The organism is Bacillus sp. FSL K6-1000 (genome assembly GCF_038630785.1).
GTDB classification, from domain to species: Bacteria; Bacillota; Bacilli; order Bacillales; family Bacillaceae; genus Bacillus; species Bacillus safensis.
In genome coordinates this window covers 2,089,009-2,107,570 of sequence record NZ_CP152042.1, presented here as the reverse complement: position 1 = coordinate 2,107,570, position 18,562 = coordinate 2,089,009, and the positions used below count along the sequence as shown (strand labels likewise).

The 18,562-nt window shown below is 40.9% G+C and carries 22 protein-coding genes, 1 pseudogene and 1 riboswitch; of the genes and pseudogenes, 19 read left to right on the top strand and 4 right to left on the bottom strand.

The features are described 5' to 3' along the window. Window positions 1-108 precede the first annotated feature (108 nt). Window positions 109-1,434, top strand: a complete 1,326-nt coding sequence (gene lysA, locus MHI46_RS10750; RefSeq protein WP_047204119.1) for a diaminopimelate decarboxylase — start codon at window positions 109-111, stop codon at window positions 1,432-1,434. Window positions 1,435-1,472: 38 nt separating this feature from the next. Here lysA and MHI46_RS10745 read toward each other — a convergent pair whose 3' ends face one another. Next, a complete protein-coding gene (locus MHI46_RS10745; protein ID WP_024422856.1) occupies window positions 1,473-2,357 on the bottom strand; it encodes a DUF1002 domain-containing protein in 885 nt (294 codons plus the stop codon). Window positions 2,358-2,678: 321 nt separating this feature from the next. Here MHI46_RS10745 and MHI46_RS10740 point away from each other — a divergent pair, with 321 nt between their 5' ends. Continuing rightward, a complete protein-coding gene (locus tag MHI46_RS10740) occupies window positions 2,679-3,116 on the top strand; it encodes a peptidylprolyl isomerase (protein WP_008359679.1) in 438 nt (145 codons plus the stop codon). A gap of 28 nt (window positions 3,117-3,144) precedes the next feature. Here MHI46_RS10740 and MHI46_RS10735 read toward each other — a convergent pair whose 3' ends face one another. Beyond that, entirely contained in the window at window positions 3,145-4,344 is a 1,200-nt protein-coding gene (locus MHI46_RS10735; protein WP_106025037.1) for an MFS transporter, read from the bottom strand. 271 nt (window positions 4,345-4,615) lie between these two features. On the opposite strand from MHI46_RS10735, the gene MHI46_RS10730 reads away from it, so the two are divergent. The 7 genes and pseudogenes from MHI46_RS10730 to MHI46_RS10700 all read left to right on the top strand — a co-directional run bounded on the left by MHI46_RS10730 (window position 4,616) and on the right by MHI46_RS10700 (window position 8,946). Beyond that, window positions 4,616-5,197 carry a TetR/AcrR family transcriptional regulator gene (locus MHI46_RS10730; RefSeq protein WP_106025038.1) on the top strand — a complete coding sequence of 194 codons (582 nt, stop codon included), beginning with the start codon at window positions 4,616-4,618 and terminating at the stop codon, window positions 5,195-5,197. A 190-nt stretch (window positions 5,198-5,387) separates the two neighbouring features. Then, window positions 5,388-5,624: a DUF2164 domain-containing protein gene (locus MHI46_RS10725; RefSeq protein ID WP_039179646.1), complete on the top strand. Its 237-nt coding sequence runs from the start codon at window positions 5,388-5,390 to the stop codon at window positions 5,622-5,624. Between the two features lie 230 nt (window positions 5,625-5,854). Then, entirely contained in the window at window positions 5,855-6,199 is a 345-nt protein-coding gene (locus MHI46_RS10720) for a hypothetical protein (protein ID WP_034623431.1), read from the top strand. Window positions 6,200-6,305: 106 nt separating this feature from the next. Continuing rightward, a riboswitch (FMN riboswitch) is annotated at window positions 6,306-6,447 on the top strand. Window positions 6,448-6,699: 252 nt separating this feature from the next. Next, window positions 6,700-7,350: a riboflavin synthase gene (ribE, locus tag MHI46_RS10715; protein WP_039179642.1), complete on the top strand. Its 651-nt coding sequence runs from the start codon at window positions 6,700-6,702 to the stop codon at window positions 7,348-7,350. An 11-nt stretch (window positions 7,351-7,361) separates the two neighbouring features. Beyond that, window positions 7,362-7,940: pseudogene (gene ribB / locus MHI46_RS10710) on the top strand (3,4-dihydroxy-2-butanone-4-phosphate synthase); the annotation flags it as partial. Window positions 7,941-8,014: 74 nt separating this feature from the next. Further along, a complete protein-coding gene (gene ribE / locus MHI46_RS10705; protein ID WP_029706184.1) occupies window positions 8,015-8,479 on the top strand; it encodes a 6,7-dimethyl-8-ribityllumazine synthase in 465 nt (154 codons plus the stop codon). A 113-nt stretch (window positions 8,480-8,592) separates the two neighbouring features. Beyond that, a complete protein-coding gene (locus tag MHI46_RS10700; protein ID WP_039179637.1) occupies window positions 8,593-8,946 on the top strand; it encodes a GNAT family N-acetyltransferase in 354 nt (117 codons plus the stop codon). A gap of 24 nt (window positions 8,947-8,970) precedes the next feature. Here the strand turns inward: MHI46_RS10700 and MHI46_RS10695 are convergent, their stop codons facing one another. Both MHI46_RS10695 and MHI46_RS10690 read right to left on the bottom strand, forming a co-directional pair. Further along, window positions 8,971-9,495, bottom strand: coding sequence for a DUF309 domain-containing protein (locus tag MHI46_RS10695; RefSeq protein ID WP_047204116.1), 525 nt, complete (start codon window positions 9,493-9,495; stop codon window positions 8,971-8,973). 90 nt (window positions 9,496-9,585) lie between these two features. Then, window positions 9,586-9,678, bottom strand: a complete 93-nt coding sequence (locus MHI46_RS10690; protein ID WP_012010430.1) for a YjcZ family sporulation protein — start codon at window positions 9,676-9,678, stop codon at window positions 9,586-9,588. Window positions 9,679-9,887: 209 nt separating this feature from the next. Here MHI46_RS10690 and MHI46_RS10685 point away from each other — a divergent pair, with 209 nt between their 5' ends. The 10 genes from MHI46_RS10685 (at window position 9,888) to ccsB (ending at window position 18,537) form a co-directional block, all read left to right on the top strand. After that, on the top strand, window positions 9,888-10,646 hold the full coding sequence (locus tag MHI46_RS10685) for a segregation/condensation protein A (protein ID WP_024422848.1): 759 nt from the start codon (window positions 9,888-9,890) through the stop codon (window positions 10,644-10,646). Beyond that, window positions 10,636-11,229: an SMC-Scp complex subunit ScpB gene (gene scpB / locus MHI46_RS10680; RefSeq protein ID WP_024422847.1), complete on the top strand. Its 594-nt coding sequence runs from the start codon at window positions 10,636-10,638 to the stop codon at window positions 11,227-11,229. The genes MHI46_RS10685 and scpB overlap by 11 nt, the downstream gene beginning before the upstream one ends. A gap of 113 nt (window positions 11,230-11,342) precedes the next feature. After that, window positions 11,343-11,822 (top strand): YpuI family protein, encoded by a 480-nt coding sequence (locus tag MHI46_RS10675; protein ID WP_041085975.1) that lies wholly within the window; start codon window positions 11,343-11,345, stop codon window positions 11,820-11,822. 113 nt (window positions 11,823-11,935) lie between these two features. Further along, complete coding sequence (locus MHI46_RS10670; RefSeq protein ID WP_064497554.1) at window positions 11,936-13,087, top strand: D-alanyl-D-alanine carboxypeptidase family protein; 1,152 nt, start codon at window positions 11,936-11,938, stop codon at window positions 13,085-13,087. After that, entirely contained in the window at window positions 13,075-13,662 is a 588-nt protein-coding gene (locus MHI46_RS10665; protein ID WP_039179626.1) for a nucleoside recognition domain-containing protein, read from the top strand. Before MHI46_RS10670 ends, MHI46_RS10665 begins: the two co-directional genes overlap by 13 nt. Window positions 13,663-13,666: 4 nt before the next feature. Then, entirely contained in the window at window positions 13,667-14,203 is a 537-nt protein-coding gene (locus MHI46_RS10660; RefSeq protein WP_024422843.1) for a spore maturation protein, read from the top strand. A 135-nt stretch (window positions 14,204-14,338) separates the two neighbouring features. After that, window positions 14,339-15,073, top strand: coding sequence for a 23S rRNA pseudouridine(2605) synthase RluB (gene rluB, locus MHI46_RS10655; protein ID WP_024422842.1), 735 nt, complete (start codon window positions 14,339-14,341; stop codon window positions 15,071-15,073). A 90-nt stretch (window positions 15,074-15,163) separates the two neighbouring features. Further along, window positions 15,164-15,694 carry a thiol-disulfide oxidoreductase ResA gene (locus tag MHI46_RS10650; protein ID WP_342502822.1) on the top strand — a complete coding sequence of 177 codons (531 nt, stop codon included), beginning with the start codon at window positions 15,164-15,166 and terminating at the stop codon, window positions 15,692-15,694. 1 nt (window position 15,695) lies between these two features. Continuing rightward, the gene (locus MHI46_RS10645) at window positions 15,696-17,375 is read left to right on the top strand and encodes a cytochrome c biogenesis protein ResB (RefSeq protein WP_058837973.1); all 1,680 of its coding nucleotides are present in this window, start codon (window positions 15,696-15,698) and stop codon (window positions 17,373-17,375) included. Then, window positions 17,359-18,537, top strand: a complete 1,179-nt coding sequence (gene ccsB, locus MHI46_RS10640) for a c-type cytochrome biogenesis protein CcsB (RefSeq protein ID WP_039179613.1) — start codon at window positions 17,359-17,361, stop codon at window positions 18,535-18,537. Before MHI46_RS10645 ends, ccsB begins: the two co-directional genes overlap by 17 nt. The last annotated feature ends 25 nt before the right edge of the window (window positions 18,538-18,562 follow it).

The window sequence follows — 18,562 nt, the reverse complement described above, 5'->3', positions numbered from 1 at the left end:
TGAAAGTGGCTGAAGATTGTGATATTGTATTTTTAACTTTGAGACAAGGCACAAGGCAGCTCACGTAGCTGCCTTTTTTCAGCCGAAGCGGAGAAAGAGGGAATGACATTGTATTTACACGGCACTTGCAGACAAAATGAACTCGGTCATTTAGAAATTGGTGGTGTTGATGCCGTTTCTTTAGCTGAAACGTATGGGACACCACTTTATGTATATGATGTGGCTTTAATACGGGAGCGCGCAAAAAGCTTTCAAAAAGCATTTATAGAGGAAGAATTAACAGCGCAGGTAGCATACGCGAGTAAAGCATTTTCTTCCATTGCCATGTTTCAGCTTGCTAAAGAAGAAGGATTATCTCTTGATGTTGTCTCAGGCGGTGAGCTTCACACAGCCATTTGCGCTGGGTTCCCAGTAGAAAAAATTCATTTCCATGGCAATAATAAAAGCAGAGAAGAATTAAAAATGGCTTTAGAGCATGGGATCGGCTGTATAGTTGTGGATAATTTCTATGAAATGAAGCTCATTGAACAGCTTGGTCAAGAGCTGTCAAAAAAAGTGAAGGTATTGCTCCGCATCACGCCTGGTGTCGAAGCGCATACGCATGATTACATTACGACAGGTCAAGAGGATTCAAAATTTGGCTTTGATCTTCACAATGGACAAGCAGATGAAGCGGTGAAACAAGTGCTTGGTTCAGAAGTGATCGAGCTTTTAGGTGTCCATTGTCATATCGGTTCACAAATTTTTGATACGGCTGGTTTTGTCCTTGCAGCAGATAAAATCTTTATGAAGCTGGATGAATGGAGAGAATCATTTGGTTTTATTTCTACAGTGTTAAACTTAGGCGGCGGCTTTGGGATTCGTTATACAGAAGAGGATGAACCACTTCCTGCGACAGAATATGTCGAGAAAATAATCCAAGCTGTGAAAGAGAACGTGGCCCGCTATGAGTTCGATATGCCGGAGATTTGGATAGAACCAGGCCGTTCTCTTGTTGGAGATGCAGGGACGACTCTTTATACGATCGGATCATCAAAACACGTACCTGGCATCCGCGATTATGTTGCGGTAGATGGCGGAATGAGTGACAACATTCGTCCGGCTTTATATCAAGCGAAATATGAAGCGGCAAGTGCCAATAAAATGAGTCAAACGCATGATCAAACCGTTTCAATTGCCGGTAAATGCTGTGAAAGCGGAGATATGCTCATTTGGGATATCGATCTGCCAGAGTTATCACAAGGGGATTTATTGGCTGTCTTTTGTACCGGAGCTTACGGCTATAGTATGTCAAACAACTATAACCGCATCCCGCGCCCAGCGGTTGTGTTTGTAGAGGACGGGGAAGCGCAGCTTGTGGTTGAGCGTGAAACCTATGAGGACATTGTCAAACTTGATTTACCGTATCAATCAAAAGTGAAATCATCTAATTAAAAAAGCTGCCTGGGGTACAGGCAGCTTTTTTTCATGGATTATTTTCCTCCAGTGAATACAGAGACGATCGCGTTCCAGATGGAGACAAAGAAATCCCAAATCTTTTGAAGAAGGTTTTTCCCTTCATCTGATTCTATGAATTTTGTAATCTTGTCTTTTGCTTTATCAATTTGAGATCCTACTTGATTCCAATCGATATTGATGTTTTTCATTTTATCAAATAGCGAGACAAGCTGATCTTTTTGATCCTGCGTCAGATTTAAGTTCAAATCAGAAGCCGCCTGATCGACTTTTTCTTCTACTTCTTTGGTGGTTTTAGGGACACCGTTTTTTGCAATGTCATCTTTGATTTTTGCAATAAGGGCAGAAGCGTTGTCTTTCCCGATAGAGTCACCCAATTTAGAAGTAGTCACAAGCTCTTCATTTGCCACCTGCTTCACATCTTCTGGAATGGCTTTGTCGCTTGACACCTCATACGCTTTAAGTAAGCCCGTCAGTGCGGCTGTACCAGATACTTCAAATGGAGCAGTGACGACAACCTTGGCATCCTTGACACCTGCTGTCATTAAAGCATTTAAATACATCTCATCTGTAATGGTCTTGATGTTGTGTGTATCCACAGTCAGACCAGTACCTGATTTCTCAATGGTGATCGATGAAGATGATAATGCTCTCGTCCCGATAGAAGAACGAGGGATATACTTTCCTAAATATTCGTGCTCTTCTTTATTGGTTACTTCAATTTTTGTCGCATTTTCAGGTGGATTCAACTCGTCAAGCACCTTTTGTCGATCAGCTGGTGTTAAGTCTTGCCCGAGTGTGACGATGACATCGCCGACAGCTGCATCCGCTAAGCTGACTTTTGGCGCACCAATTAGGAAAAGGAGCGCTGCCATCATACCAAGCATCATTTTTTTAAACATGTTGACCTCCTTCAAGTCGAAAGCGTTCCTCTTTCAAGAGAAACTCAGCTTTTGAGTACACGTACAGAAATGCACTCCATCATATAGACGTAACAAATTGACTCGACGTTTCAATTTTCTTTTTAAGATGTGTTCCTTTTCCAATAAATGAAGACATGTCATTTCGTCACATATCATTTTATGAGGAAAAAAGAATCAAGCAATCCTATTTTATCAATCATCAGTTAAGAGGTAAATGACAATCGAAGAGCAGGGGATGTTTAACATCACCGAAAATGTGCTATAATGAGCGTTGTTTAACCTGAAAGGAGAATGTGAAAAATGGCAAAAAAAGGATACATACAATTAACGAATGGAAAGAAAATTGAGTTTGAACTTTACCCAGAGGCTGCTCCAGGTACAGTAGCAAACTTTGAAAAATTAGCGAATGAAGGCTTCTACGATGGATTGAAGTTCCACCGCGTGATTCCAGGCTTCGTCAGCCAAGGCGGGGACCCAAACGGCAATGGAACGGGTGGTCCTGGTTACACAATTAAATGTGAAACAGAAGGAAATCCACATCAGCACGAAAGAGGTTCATTATCAATGGCACATGCTGGTAAAGACACAGGCGGCAGCCAATTCTTTATCGTACATGACCCGCAGCCGCACTTAAACGGTGTTCACACTGTTTTTGGCAAGGTAACATCTGGTATCGAGGCTGTACTTGATATGGAGCAAGGCCAAGGCATGGAAAAAGTTGAAGTTGTAGATGCTTAATCTAAAACACCGCTAAACGCGGTGTTTTTTATTTTGTATCTGATTTTACAGTTATTTGTTTTGTTAAGCGGTAGGTGATGATCCAATACAAAATGGCTGTGGCGCTGATAGAGGCACCAAAAAGACATACTCCGCTCCAGCCATAGGCTGCGTATATGCTGGTTGAAACAATTGAACCGGTCGCACTGCCGATGGAGTAAAAAATCATGTAAGCAGCCGTAAGCCGGCTTCTCGCCTCAGGCCGCACTGTGAAAATCATAGTCTGATTCGTTACGTGTACTGCCTGCACAGATAGGTCAAGAATGATAATGCCAATGACTAAGGCAATAAGTGAATGTTCAGTCAAACTGATGAAAAACCATGAAATGAATAATAGGACAAGGGCTATACCGCTTGTGAACTGTCCAAAACCTCGATCAGCAAGGCTGCCAGCCCGAGCAGCCCCTAATGCTCCGGCTGCTCCAGCAAGACCAAATGCGCCAATAGCAGTATGTGAAAGAGAGTGTGGCGCAGTACTGAGAGGCAGCACGAGTGAAGTCCATAACGTACCAAAGACGATAAAAATCAGAAGAGCTAGAATCCCGCGGATGCGCAGGATTCGTTCTTGTATGAACAATACAAACATTGAACGAAGCAGATGAGCATAAGATAATGACTCTCTTTTGCTGTCATCACGCGGGAGCACTCGGAACAATACGCCAGTTAGGATCAGCATGATGACGGCAGAAACAAGATATACAGACCTCCAGCCAGCAAAATCGGTTAATACACCAGCAAAGGTTCGGGCGAGAAGAATACCGATGACGATTCCACTTTGCACCAAGCCGACGATACGGCCGCGCTCTTCTGGAGCAGCCCAACTTGCTGCAAACGCAACGAGTACCTGAGTGACTACAGCGAGCAGTCCGACCAATGCTAATCCTATAAATAGGACGGTGACGATAGGAGCGATGCCGACTAGAATGAGGGCAAGCACAGATAAAAGCATCTGACCAATGATGAGCCGGCGTCGATTCAACAGATCACCAAGTGGTACGATCAGTAGCAGCCCCGCCGCATAACAAAGCTGAGTAATCGTAATGACAATACCGATGGATGAATACGTGATATCGAACTCGGCTGCCAGTGAATCTAGTAACGGTTGTGCGAAGTATATGTTTGCAACAGCCATCCCGCAGGCTGTTGCAAAAAGTAGTGCCATATAGTGAGTCATTTTATCTTTAACCATTCATTGCATCCCCTCTTTTTTATACTAAAAAGAATAATATACTAATCGGTACAAAATGATTCCTGTTAAGGATAACCAGCAAAATGTTTTAAAGTCAAGAGTTTATTCTATGTTAATCTTGAAAGCAGAAAGACAGTTTGACAATTTCACCTGAAAAAAATACAATCATAATGTACTGATTAGTAATGAAAAGAAAATGATATCCTGATAAATAAAGAAATAGACAATTGTTATCGTGAAAGGATTTCATTGTTGAAAAGAGGAATTGATGATGGTTCGACAGCGTGAGTTTGATGAGGAAAAAGCGTTGAATGATGCAATGATGCTTTTTTGGGAAAAGGGATATAGAGCTACAACGTTAAGCGATTTGACTGCAAAAATGGGAATACAGCGGCCAAGTTTATACGCAGCCTTTGGAGATAAAGAGGAATTATTTGAGGCTGCATTACGCACATATACAAAGCAGCATGCAGCCCGTATTCGAACAAAACTTCAAAACAATCGATCTGTAAAGGAAGCATTTCATCTATTATTGACAGATGTAGTGGAAGAGGAATATGGAGATGGCCCAAGTAAAGGCTGTTTTTGCATTAATACAATAGTGGAGCTTGCTCCACACGAAGAGAAATTTGAAATTCTGACAAGAGAGCATCAAATGTATCTTTCGGTTATTTTTGAAGAAAAGATCGTGCAAGGTATTCGCTCAGGTGAGCTCGAAAGCGGCTTAAATGCTAAAGCCTTAGCACAGACACTGGTCGTTTCTTTCATCGGGCTTACCGTCCTCATGAAGTCACGTCCAGAGCGTTCATTTGTAGATCATTCTGTAGCGACGATCCTATCCATTTTAAAATAAAATGGATAACACCTATGACATCTTCTGAGAAAAAGCGTATTTTGATCCATTACATCAAAATACGCTTTTTCTTTTAGGGCATTCATGCACAGAATCTTTTTTTATGATATGATAAGAGAACAAACATTCGTATTTGTGAAATGCAAGCACATCCAGCTGCAAATGAAGAAAATAGAAAGAAGGGGAGACTTTGAAACCACTCACTAAAGAAGAAAAAAATCAAATGATGATGGCCATTCAGCGTTACTTTGCCGAAGAACGAGAAGAAGAGATTGGTGAATTAGCAGCCATTAATATACTAGAATTTATCACAAAAAACCTTGGAAGTTACTATTATAATCAAGGGGTTCGCGACAGCCGCAGCATCGCTGTTCAGCGGTCACAATTGTTAGAGGAAGACTTATTCGCACTCGAAAAAAGAATATAATCGAAAAGCCTGCAGTATCGTGTGGGACGAACTTATAAATAAGAAAAAGACCCCCTTAATAAAGAACGCATATTCGTATCATATGTAATGATTAAGAGGTGGAACCAAAGGGCCATCTGAATCGTTATATAAGTAACCATTAATGAAAATCAGCTTTTTTGGTTTTATTTCAATAAAAGAAGGAATAAAACATACAAATAGGCGAAGTGCAGATGATGGAGGTTCTAAATATGGGGAAAATTAAATTAAAAATGGCAATCTTATTTGTTTTACTGCTTTGTTTAGGCGCAGGTTATTTATACATGAATGGCATGAAAATTGAAGATGTGCCAACAGCCATTGGCGAGAGCTTAACAAATAATGATAAAGATTACACTATCTATGAATATACCATTACGAAAATTGATGGAGATGAATATTACGGTCAAGCAAAGAATGGCACCAAAATCATTTTTAATGGTAAGAAATTTGAAGATGATGTGGCCGATCTGAAAAAAGGCGATCGTATTAAAGCCTACTTTAGTAATGAAAAAAGAATAGATGGACTGATAAAAGTAGTAAAAGTCGTAAATTAACATGTCTCCTTTCCTATAAGGAGACTTTTTTTTTGAAGAAATCTTGATTGTTGCATTTGACAACAAGGATCGCTATAATAGCCCCTAAGGACAGCTAAATATCGATTGTATCCTTCGGGGCAGGGTGAAAATCCCGACCGACGGTAATAAAGCAAATGCTTTACAGCCCGTGACCCGTTAATTTATTAACGGTTGATTCAGTGAAAAGCTGAAGCCGACAGTGAAAGTCTGGATGGGAGAAGGATAAAGAAAGCTATGAACGAAAAATATTTGTTGATCATAGTCTTATTTCTGATGCAAAAAAACCACAGCCCCGGAATTTTTTCCGGGGCTTTCTGTATGTTTTTGGTGTTAATACACACATGCAGTGTTTATTAGGTGATCCCTCATCTACCTTGTATGGACCATAAAAAGCGACGAAGGTGCTCAATCGATCACATGTCCCTAACATCGCTTTTTTAAAAAGTGAGAAATACAAATGAAACGAAAGGGAGGATCACATGTTTACGGGGATTATTGAAGAAGTTGGCACCGTTCAGTCATTAAGTAAAAAGTCAGCAGATGCCATGGAAATTGTCATTACATGCAGCCGTGTGCTGGAAGATGTTCACCTCGGAGACAGTATCGCCATTAATGGAGTATGTCTGACAGTCACAAGCTTCACAAAAGGACAGTTCGCCGCAGATGTGATGCCAGAGACGGTCAAATCGACATCACTGGATCAGCTGACAAAAGGCAGTCCAGTGAATTTAGAGCGAGCCATGTCCTCAAATGGACGATTTGGCGGCCATTTTGTCTCAGGCCATGTTGATGGAACGGCAGTCATTACCCGAATAGAAAAGAAGAGTAATGCCATTTACTATGATTTAAAGATGGACAAGACCCTCACAGATATGCTCACCCAAAAGGGTTCGATCGCAATAGATGGTGTCAGCTTGACCATTTTCGATTTGCGAGATTCACAAGTCACAGTCTCTATTATTCCTCATACGCTTGAAGGAACTATTTTCCCGACTAAATCTATGGGGGATATTGTGAATATAGAGTGTGACATGATCGGTAAATACATTTATCGTTTTTTAACAAAAGAGCAAGGCGATAAACAGCCATCTCGATTGACCCCATCATTTCTAAAAGAGCACGGATTCTAGGAGGCGATTGTATGTATCATTCTGTTGATGAGGCAATAAATGCCCTTAAACAAGGAGAAATCATTATCGTAGTGGATGATGAAGACAGAGAAAATGAAGGAGACTTTGTGGCACTTGCTGAGCATGCCACACCTGAAGTGATTAACTTCATGGCTTTACATGGAAGAGGCCTCATTTGTACGCCAGTCGATGCGTCGATCGCCAAACACCTGAATCTGCATCCAATGGTTGAACATAATACAGATGCACACCATACAGCATTTACAGTAAGCATCGACCATGTGACAACGACGACTGGTATCAGTGCTTTTGAGCGCTCCACGACCATGCTGGCCATGTTAAATAAAGACGCAAAACCAGACGAATTTGCCCGTCCAGGCCATGTTTTTCCGCTTATTGCAAAAGAAGGCGGCGTACTAGAAAGACCAGGTCATACAGAGGCAGCGGTTGATCTTGCTAAACTAGCAGGCTCAGAGCCGGCGGGTGTCATATGTGAAATTATGAATGCAGATGGATCAATGGCTCGCGTCCCTGAACTAAAGGAGATTCAAAAACAGCATGATTTAAAGATGCTGACAATAGAAGCATTACAGACATATTTAAACAATAATCGAACAGCGACTATCGAAACAAAATAAAAATCACAAAAAAGGATGATCAACATATGAATACAATACAAGGGCATGTAGTAGCAGAAGGACTAAAATTTGCAATCGTTGTAGCGAGATTCAATGATTTTATTACAAGTAAACTGCTAGATGGAGCAGAAGATACATTGCTTAGACACGGAGCAAATGGTGATGATATCGATGTTGTGTGGGTACCAGGCGCTTTTGAAATCCCGTACATGGCAAAAAAATTAGCTGAAACCAAAAAATATGATGCAGTCATCACACTTGGAACCGTGATCAGAGGCGCAACGACTCACTATGATTACGTTTGTAATGAAGCTGCTAAAGGAATTGCTCAAAGTGCAATGTCAACAGGGGTACCGATTATCTTTGGTGTACTGACAACAGAATCGATTGAACAAGCCATTGAAAGAGCTGGTACAAAAGCTGGAAATAAAGGCAGCGAATCGGCTGCAGCTGCTATTGAAATGGCGAATCTCAATCGAACGTTCTCTTAATTTAGTGAAAAAGAGTTTAAAAACGGTATAAAAATGTTTATAATGTGTGATGAGCAAATGAATCATAAGACATTTGCTGGAAATTAGGATAATTTGAATATTGAGGGGTATATATGTTAATTCGTTACAAGAGGTCTTTTGAAAAAATTGCCATGGGACTCCTGTCCTTTATGCCGGGTGAGAAAGACGTCAAACAGCTTCAGCAGACGATGAAGTCATATGAAATGGATGAAGATCGGCAGCTGTTCCTATGGAAAGATGGCGAGGATATTGTAGGTGCTATTGGTGTGTTGAAAACAGACGACCAAGTACAAATCGAACATATTAGTGTGAATCCATCCCATCGTGATCAAGGAATCGGCAAGGAAATGGTTTTAGCCGTGGAAGACATATTTAAAACCAAAACACTCATTCCAAATGAATTAACGCAAGGCTTCTTTCATAAGTGTCACAGCGAATCAAATTAAATATCACACATGTAAAAGCAGAGGCTACAGTCCTCTGCTTTTTTTACGTTCAATCTGCTTTTTTCGCTCCAGCAATACATCTGTCCGGTCACGGAGTCTATGTTTTTCGATTAAAAATGTATGGGATAAGTTGCTTTCCTGTCCAAAAAGCAGTCCTTCTTTTTGGGCCATTTCTTGGCATAAAGAAAGAAGTGCTTCATCTTTGATCGGCAGCATCACACTTTCATAAGGCATATCTTCATCCATTTTCTTTTTCAGCGTTCTCAGAAGCATCAGAAATGCCTCATCATCCAGACCGAGATTCGATAATACTGAACGGTTTGCTTCTAACAAATGAAGACTGTTAGAAATGAGCCGTTTTGCTCCTTTTCCATTTCCCCGTCTTTGATGATACAAGGCAACCGCGAGCTGAATGAGCCCGACCCAATATTCTTTGCGCTGCTCTGGGGGATCTTCCTTCCAATATTCCTCTAGAATTTCATGACACTCAAAATAATCTCTTGTTGTATGAAATTCGTGTAAAAAAGCCACGTACGCTTCAGGATACACAGCGGTCATCTCCTTTTCCACTTTCAGTCTAACATATTGAAAAGAAAAGAAGAAAGAGCGTCCCTTTAGTGAAAAGGACGCTCTGTTTCTTTAATAAACCCAAGCCGCGCCAACGATGATCAGCAAGATGAAAAGCACGACAATAAGCGCGAATCCTCCGCCAAAGTTATAGCCATCTCCCATAATGATACGGCCTCCTTTTTCATCAGTTCTGATTACAATGGTATTCTATGTATAAATGCCCTTATTGGTATGGGCGGATCCACTGTTTTTCTTGATTTGCCCAAGGCATCATGGCCGAAATTATATTGGACGAGAGCTTTATCCTGTCTTATACTAAAGGTTAGCCGGTGAAACGGTACTTAGAAGACAGTAGAAATGGTGAGAAAAAGATGCTGGAATATCAGGTGAAAATAGATTCGTTCGAGGGTCCTTTGGACTTGCTTTTACATTTAATTAACCGGTTGGAAATTGATATTTATGATATTCCCGTCGCTAAAATTACGGAGCAGTATTTATTATATGTCCACACGATGAGGGAGCTTGAGCTCGATGTTGCGAGTGAATATTTGGTCATGGCTGCAACCCTCCTGAGTATTAAAAGCAGAATGCTTCTTCCGAAACAAGAGGAAGAGCTGTTTGATGAAGACCTGCTCGAAGAGGAAGAGGATCCTCGAGAAGAGCTGATTGGCAAATTGATTGAATACCGCAAGTATAAAAATGCAGCGCAAGAACTAAAGGAACGCGAAGAAGAAAGGCAAAATGCCTTTACAAAACCACCGAGTGATTTAAGCGAATTTGCAAAAGAATCAGAAGCGAAGGACACAAATTTACACGTAACGGTGTATGATATGTTAGGTGCGTTCCAAAAGGTATTAAACCGAAAGAAAATAACGAAACCAGCACCATCAAAGATTACAAGACAAGAAATCCCGATTGAAGACAAAATGAATGAGATTATGAACCATTTAAGAAAAACAAAAAAGCGGACCAATTTCATGACTCTATTTCAACATGATCAAAAGGAACACCTTGTCGTGACGTTTCTTGCTGTTCTCGAATTGATGAAAAGTCATCAAATCATGTTAGAGCAGGAAGGGAACTTTGAAGACATTTATATCATAGGGAGTGAAACGATTCATGACGCTTGATATCGTGAATTGGAAAGCCATCTTAGAAGCGCTGCTGTATGCAGCAGGTGACGAAGGCTTAACAAGAAAACAGCTCATGTCTGTTCTTGAAGTAGATGAGTCGGTATTACTCGACATTATGTCTTCCGTAAAGGAAGAATATCAAAAACAAGAACGAGGGATTGAGCTCATTGAATATGCAGATTCATATATGCTGCTGACGAAAAAAGAATACAGTATGTATTTAAAAAAATTAGTCGAGACACCATCCAAAGGTTTATCGCAGGCAGCGCTTGAGGTGCTTGCCATTGTTTCTTATAAACAGCCGATTACACGCAGTGAGGTAGAGGAGATTAGAGGCGTCAAATCAGAGCGTGTGCTTCATAGCTTAGTAGCCAAAGCATTGCTCTGTGAAGTAGGACGTGCCGATGGGCCGGGACGAGCAATTCTTTATGGGACAACCCCGACCTTTTTAGAGCAATTTGGCTTAAAAGCGTTAGATGAATTACCACCGCTTCCAGAGAATGTGGAAGCAGATGGTGTGCAAGAAGAAGCTGATCTATTTTTTGAAAACTTCAATCAAACATTTGAAGATATAAAATAGTTCAAACGAAGGAAAAATGTATGATAAAATATAAAAAAGATTTTAGGTCTAAAATCTTTTGATGACAGATAAAATGGTGACAAAGCCATGAGGGGAAGGTAAACACGAAACAAATGGCACATATGAATGTAAAGGCTCAAGTTGATCAAGCAGGCGTCTTTTTATCAAAGGTTGCAATTGAAATGAATGGTTTTCTGAACGAAGCCACCTTATCAAGCTTGAAACGATTAAACCCCGAAGCGGAAGCCTATTATTGTGACATATTGAGTACATTACGGAAGCTTGCAGTGTACAGCGAGGATGCAGCAGCAGTTTGCAGGAAAATGGGGCAGCAGCAGACATTTCCGCAGCAAGCCGCACAGCAGATGCTTCACCGTATTTATCATCAATGTATTGAAGAATTTTTCACGCCGAAAAAAGATACATGGTATGAAGACAGCCGTTCGGCCTATACAGGAAAAAGCAGCATTGTTTTTCACCATGAAGTATCCGCTGATATGAAACAATTATTTTCTTCATTAGAAAAAGACTTTTTAGCGATGAGAGAAGAGCTGGAATATACGACTTCTCATCAACAAGTGAAAATGGTATAAGTAATTCGAAGAAGCGCCTCTACATGTAGAGGCGCTTTTTTTTATGGACGAGGCATCATAACTTTTTCAGCTGAGCATACACTTGTACAAAACGGACAAGGACGTGAATGAACATGCCCTATTTAAAAATTGGAACAGCAGTCCTTCTTCTATTTACACTCTTACTGCCTTTTTCCTCACATGCCAAAGCAGACATTTCGTTATCAGTGAGTGCAAGAAGTGCCATTTTAATAGATGGACAGTCAGGCAGAGTCCTATTTGGAAAGGACGAGCACGAAAAAAGAAGAATCGCCAGTATTACAAAAATCATGACGGCTGTATTAGCCATTGAATCAGGAAAAATGAAAGATACCGTCAAAGTATCAAAACGTGCGATTCAAGCGGAGGGCTCATCCATTTATTTAAAGGAAGGGCAGAAGGTGAGCTTAGAAGATTTGACATACGGGCTCATGCTGCGTTCTGGAAATGATGCAGCTGTTGCCATTGCAGAGCATGTTGGCGGCAGCTTAGAAGGCTTTATTTTTATGATGAATCAAAAGGCGGCTGAACTAGGAATGGAGAATACGAATTTTCAAAATCCGCACGGACTCGATGATCATAAAAATCATTATTCATCAGCCTATGACATGGCGATCCTAACAAAATACGCGATGAAACATAAACAATATCAAAAAATTGCTGGTACGACTTTCTATAAAGCGAAAACAATGGAAGGCTATTGGAAAAATAAAAACAAGCTGCTCACCGGTTTATACGAATATTCAACTGGAGGGAAAACAGGATATACAAAACTTGCAAAACGTACACTCGTCTCCACCGCTGCAAAAGGGGATGCTGAGCTGATCGCTGTGACGATTAATGCGCCGGACGACTGGAAGGATCATATCTCTATGTTTGAATATGCATTTGATCACTACAAAACGTATGTGCTTGCTGAAAAAGGAAGACTGGCTTCGTTAAAAGGGACCTTTTACGAAAAAAAAGCGTTTATCAAGCGTGATGTGGACTATTTTTTAAATGAAGATGAGAAAAAACTTGTCAAAATTGAAACAGAAATGCTCACCCCTAAAAAGAAATGGAAAAAAAACGCCGAAGCCATCCCAGATGTTGTAGGGAAAATGACGATTTTAATAGATGGACAGGTGATCGAGCAATTACCGATTTTTTATGAAAATAAACGAAACCGCATGCCTCAGAAAAGCTTTCAAGAAATGTTTAAGTCTGTCTTTCAGACATCTATAGGCGGATCTTCATGGTCAATCTAATTTGGGTATTTCTCACTGTCATCGGTCTTGTCTATGCGATGTTTAATGGAACGATGCATGAAGTGAATGAGGCTGTATTTAAGGGCTCAAAAGAAGCGGTTACTATTTCAATTGGTCTGATTAGTGTCCTCGTTTTTTGGCTCGGGCTCATGAAGATTGCCGAAGAGGCAGGGCTGTTAAATTTCTTTAGTAAAATGTGCCGGCCCTTTATTTCAAAGCTATTCCCGGATATTCCGCCTAATCATCCTGCAATGGGGTATATTTTGTCCAATCTCATGGCAAATTTCTTTGGTCTTGGGAATGCCGCTACACCACTTGGGATTAAGGCGATGGAGCAGATGAAAGCATTAAATGGCGGAAAAAATGAGGCAAGCCGTTCTATGATTACATTTCTAGCGGTCAACACATCCTCTATCACACTTGTGCCAACAACCGTCATTGCTATAAGAATGACCTATGGGGCAGATCAGCCAACAGACATTGTAGGACCAACCATTTTAGCAACACTCATTTCAGGAATCGGAGCAATTCTCATCGATCGTTATTTCCACTATCGCAGAAGCAGGCGGGGGTGATCTTGTGGCATTTATTAATTGGCTGTCACTTGCTTTGATTCCACTGATCATCGCAGGGATTTTGATTGCTGGAACCATTAAAAAGGTACCAACCTATGAAACATTTGTGGAGGGAGGAAAAGAGGGCATTCAAATTGCCTTTTCCATCATTCCCTATTTAGTCGGCATGCTTGTAGCTATTACGATATTCCGTGCGTCAGGTGCGCTTGATTTTGTTATGGGACTTTTAAAACCAGTCTTTACAGCGATTGGTTTCCCTCCAGAAGTCGTTCCGCTTGCGTTTATTCGCCCGATATCAGGAACGGCTGCACTTGGAATGACATCAGACTTGATAGCGACGTATGGTCCAGATTCTTTTATTGGCCAGCTCGCGGCAGTCATGCAAGGGTCAACAGACACCACCCTTTACATTTTGACGGTTTATTTTGGAGCAGTCGGTATTAAAAAAATGGGAGATGCGCTAAAAGTAGGTTTGTTAGCAGATCTCATTGGTGTCATTGCATCTGTGATTATCGTCAGTTTGTTATTTAGCGGCGCCTAATCAGGCGCTTTTTTGTATTTCATGGATGGAAAATCGCTTTTTAGCTGAAATTAGACAGACGAAACGCTTATTTTTCCACGAATGCTTGTTTGTTTTAGGTCAAGCAAGTAAGATAGTACATGAGGTGAAAGACAAATGGAACGTTTACAGAAAGTAATTGCACATGCCGGCGTCGCTTCAAGACGAAAGGCTGAAGAATTAATTAAAGAAGGACGAGTTACCGTTAATGGTCAAACAGTGACAGAGCTCGGAGTGAAGGTGGGCTCTTCAGATAAAATTGAAGTCAATGGCTTAAAGCTTGAAAGAGAAGAACCGGTTTACTTTATGCTTTATAAACCGCGCGGCGTCATTTCTGCTGCCGAGGATGATAAAGGACGTAAGGTCGTCACAGACTTCTTTGATGATGTCCCGCAGCGCCTTTATCCAATCGGCCGGTTAGATTATGATACGAGCGGTTTGATTTTGATTACAAATGATGGGGAATTTGCCCATAAGCTCATGCACCCGAAATACGAAATTGATAAAACGTATGCAGCGAAGCTAAAAGGCATTCCGTCAAAGGAACTGCTTAGAAAGCTAGAAAAAGGGATCATGTTAGATCATAAAAAAACAGCACCTGCTCGTGCGAAAATGCTTTCTATTGATAAACGAAAGCAAACTTGTATTGTCCAATTAACCATTCATGAAGGCAGAAACAGACAAGTACGCCGTATGTTTGAAGCGATCGGCCATGATGTGTTAAAGCTAAAAAGGGAGCAATATTCGTTCCTTCATATTGAAGGTATGAGACCAGGAGACCGCAGAGAATTGTCTCCGCATGAAGTAAAGCGCCTGAGAGCAATTGCCGATCATGGGAAAAGCGCTTTTTAATTTTCACATAAACTTCAAAAAATGAAGAAGCATCAAAAGAAGGAGAATGCTATAATTTACCTGAATGTCTATGGGGAAGGGGTACTTCAGATGAAAAAAAGACGGTTTTTCATACGGACGGGCATTCTCCTCGTGATGCTTGCTGCACTATGTTATACAATGTATAACTCAGTATTTGCCAAACAGGATCGAGTCAAAGAAGGATCTATTGCGCCAAACTTTGTCCTTCAATCTGTGGATGGGGATCGGATTGAATTAAAGGATTTAAAAGGCAAAGGTGTCTTTCTTAATTTTTGGGGTACATGGTGCGGTCCGTGTAAACAAGAATTTCCTTATATGGCGAATCAATATGAAGTGTTCAAGGATCGCGGTGTGGAAATTGTTGCAGTCAATGTTGCGGAATCTAAGATTGCCGTGAAAAATTTTATGGAATTCTATGGCGTGAATTTTCCTGTTGCCATGGACAAAGATCGTCAAGTGACAGAGGCATATGATATTACGCCGCTACCAACCACATTTTTAATTAATCCTGAAGGCAAGGTAATCAAAGTCATAAAGGGAACGATGACAGAACGTAATGTCTATGAATATATGAATTTGATTAAACCAAAGGGGTCATAGAATGAAAGAGGTAAAGTGCGAGTGTGGACATATTAATCCAATCGGTACTGTTCTATGTGAATCATGCGGGAATCCCATTGCGGCTAAAGAGAAAAACTCTTCGAAGCTGCTTGATATGAGATATGACGGCAGTGCAAGACGCTCGCAAACATACAACAAAACGATTGTTGATAAAGTATGGAACTTTTTTTCTTCCGTTAAAGTGGGTGTATGGCTGATTGTCATTACACTGCTCGCTTCTTCGCTTGGAACGATTTTTCCGCAGGAGCGATTTATTCCGCCGGGTGCATCTGCTTCCACGTATTATGAAGAGCAATATGGATCGTTTGGCAAGCTGTATTATACACTTGGATTCCATGATCTTTATAATTCTTGGTGGTTTTTAGCTCTTGTCGCATCAATCGGAATCTCTCTTGTCATTTGCAGTCTCGACCGCGTTATTCCTCTTTATCGAGCACTCAAAAACCAAGGGGTTATCAAAAAAGAAGGCTTTATGAGAAGACAGCGTCTGTTCAGCGAGACAGGCAAAACATTAGATCAGCATACATATGAAGGCATCATTAGAGCAATGAAACAAAAGCGTTACCGCGTGCGAGAAGAAAATGGGTATATTTTAGCCGAAAAAGGACGTTTTTCACGCTGGGGACCTTACGTCAATCACATTGGATTAATCATCTTTCTCATTGGATCAATGCTCCGGTTCGTCCCGGGCATGTACGTAGACGAAACGCTGTGGGTCAGAGAAGGTGAAACTGCACCGATTCCAGGTACGGATGGTCAATATTTCTTGAAAAATAATGCGTTTTCAATTGATCGTTATGAAACTGGAAATGAAAAAGAAGTGTTTGAGAATGCCATTGAAAAAGCTGGCGACGGTCAAGTGGTGAAAAGCTATAAAACGGATGCCATCTTATACAAACGTGAAGGAGAAGTTGTATTTGGTGAAAAGCCCAAGCTGAAGCAGGTCACAGAACACGATATCAAAGTGAATGAACCGCTCAAGTTTGACAATTTCTCATTGTATCAAGTGGATTTTAAACAAAATGAACTCGATCAAATGGTCTTTCAGCTGATTCGTAAAGATACAGAAAAATCTTTCGGTACAGTGAAGATTAATCTGCTGGAGCCTAAGTCGGAATATGATCTTGGTAGCGGTTACAAAGTCAAAGTGATGAGCTATCTGCCTGATTTTTATTTTGACGATGATGGAACACCAAGTACGAAAACAAGGAATCCCAATAATCCTGCTTTTGTGTTTGAAATGATTTCTCCTGAAAAACCTAAAGGTGAAAAAAGCTTTGTCGCCATTCAAGAGACAGTAGAGGGTTCTGATAACAATCTATATAAAATGAAGTTTGATCGGGTTGAAACGAAAAACGTCACAGGGTTAACTGTTAGAAAAGATTTAACACTAGGGGTGCTTATTGTAGGCGGAATCATTTTCATGATTGGTGTCGTGCAGGGGATGTATTGGCAGCATAGAAGAATCTGGCTGTCGGCAAAGGATGGAAAAGTATTGGTGGCAGGACATACAAACAAAAACTGGTTCGGCTTAAAGTCCGATCTTAACGTGTTACTGAGCGGCAGTGGCATCAAACAGCCAGTTGATCAAAAAGAGCTGCCTGATACAACAAGTATCAGCAAAAGCAAGGGGGAAGGATTAGATGGCGGCAGTCAGTGAAAATCTGTTATTTGCAGCTTTTCTATTTTATTTAGCGGCAGTTCCTTTTTTTGGTGGTGCCATTAAAGGAAAAAAGAAAGAAGATGGACCGCGCAGGAATAAGGCGGCACTCATTGGCATTACGCTTACTATCATCGGTTTTTTGAGCCAGTTGGGCTATTTTATTTCAAGATGGATTGCATCTGGTCATGCACCAGTCAGTAATTTGTTTGAATTCACTACGGCTTTTGGCATGATGCTGGTGCTTGCATTCATCATTTTATATTTTGTGTATCAAGTGTCTGTACTTGGTTTATTCACACTTCCAATCGCTTTATTGATTATTGCCTATGCAAGTATGTTCCCATCAGATATTTCACCGCTGATTCCTTCACTTCAAAGTAATTGGCTTTATATTCACGTGACAACAGCAGCACTTGGTCAAGCCATTTTAGCCATCAGCTTTGTGGCAGGTGTCATCTTTCTATTAAAGCATGTGGATCAAACAAAGCCAGGAAAGAAGACGTTTGGTTTAGAGCTTGTCATGTTTATGATTGTGGTGACACTTGCATTTATCGCTGTCACGTCTATCTTTAGAATGACAGGATATGAAGCGACATTTAATTGGATCGATAAAAATAAAGAAAAAAGTGTGATGGTCTATGAGCTGCCAGCTCTTGTCGGACCTCATAAAGGGGAGCTTGTGACGGAAGATCGTTTGGAGCCGTTTGTTGAGCTGCCGCCTGTTTTTTCAGGCAGAAAGGTCAATACAGTGTTATGGTCATTTAGCGTAGGGCTGATTATATACGGACTCATTCGATTGATCATTCGAAAACGACTGAGCGCACTGCTTCAACCGCTAGTGAAACAGGTGAACCTAGATTTAGTCGATGAAATTGGGTATCGGGCTGTTTCGATTGGTTTCCCTGTATTTGCATTAGGCGGGCTGATCTTTGCCATGATCTGGGCGCAAATTGCATGGACTAGGTTTTGGGGCTGGGACCCGAAGGAAGTATGGGCATTGATTACGTTTCTCTTTTATGCAGCCTATCTTCATCTTCGCTTGTCGCGAGGGTGGCATGGTGAAAAGTCCGCTTGGCTTGCTGTGATCGGCTTCGCCATTATTATGTTTAATCTCATCTTTGTCAATCTTGTCATTGCGGGGCTTCATTCCTACGCATAATTACAAGGAAAAGGCCAACTTTTAT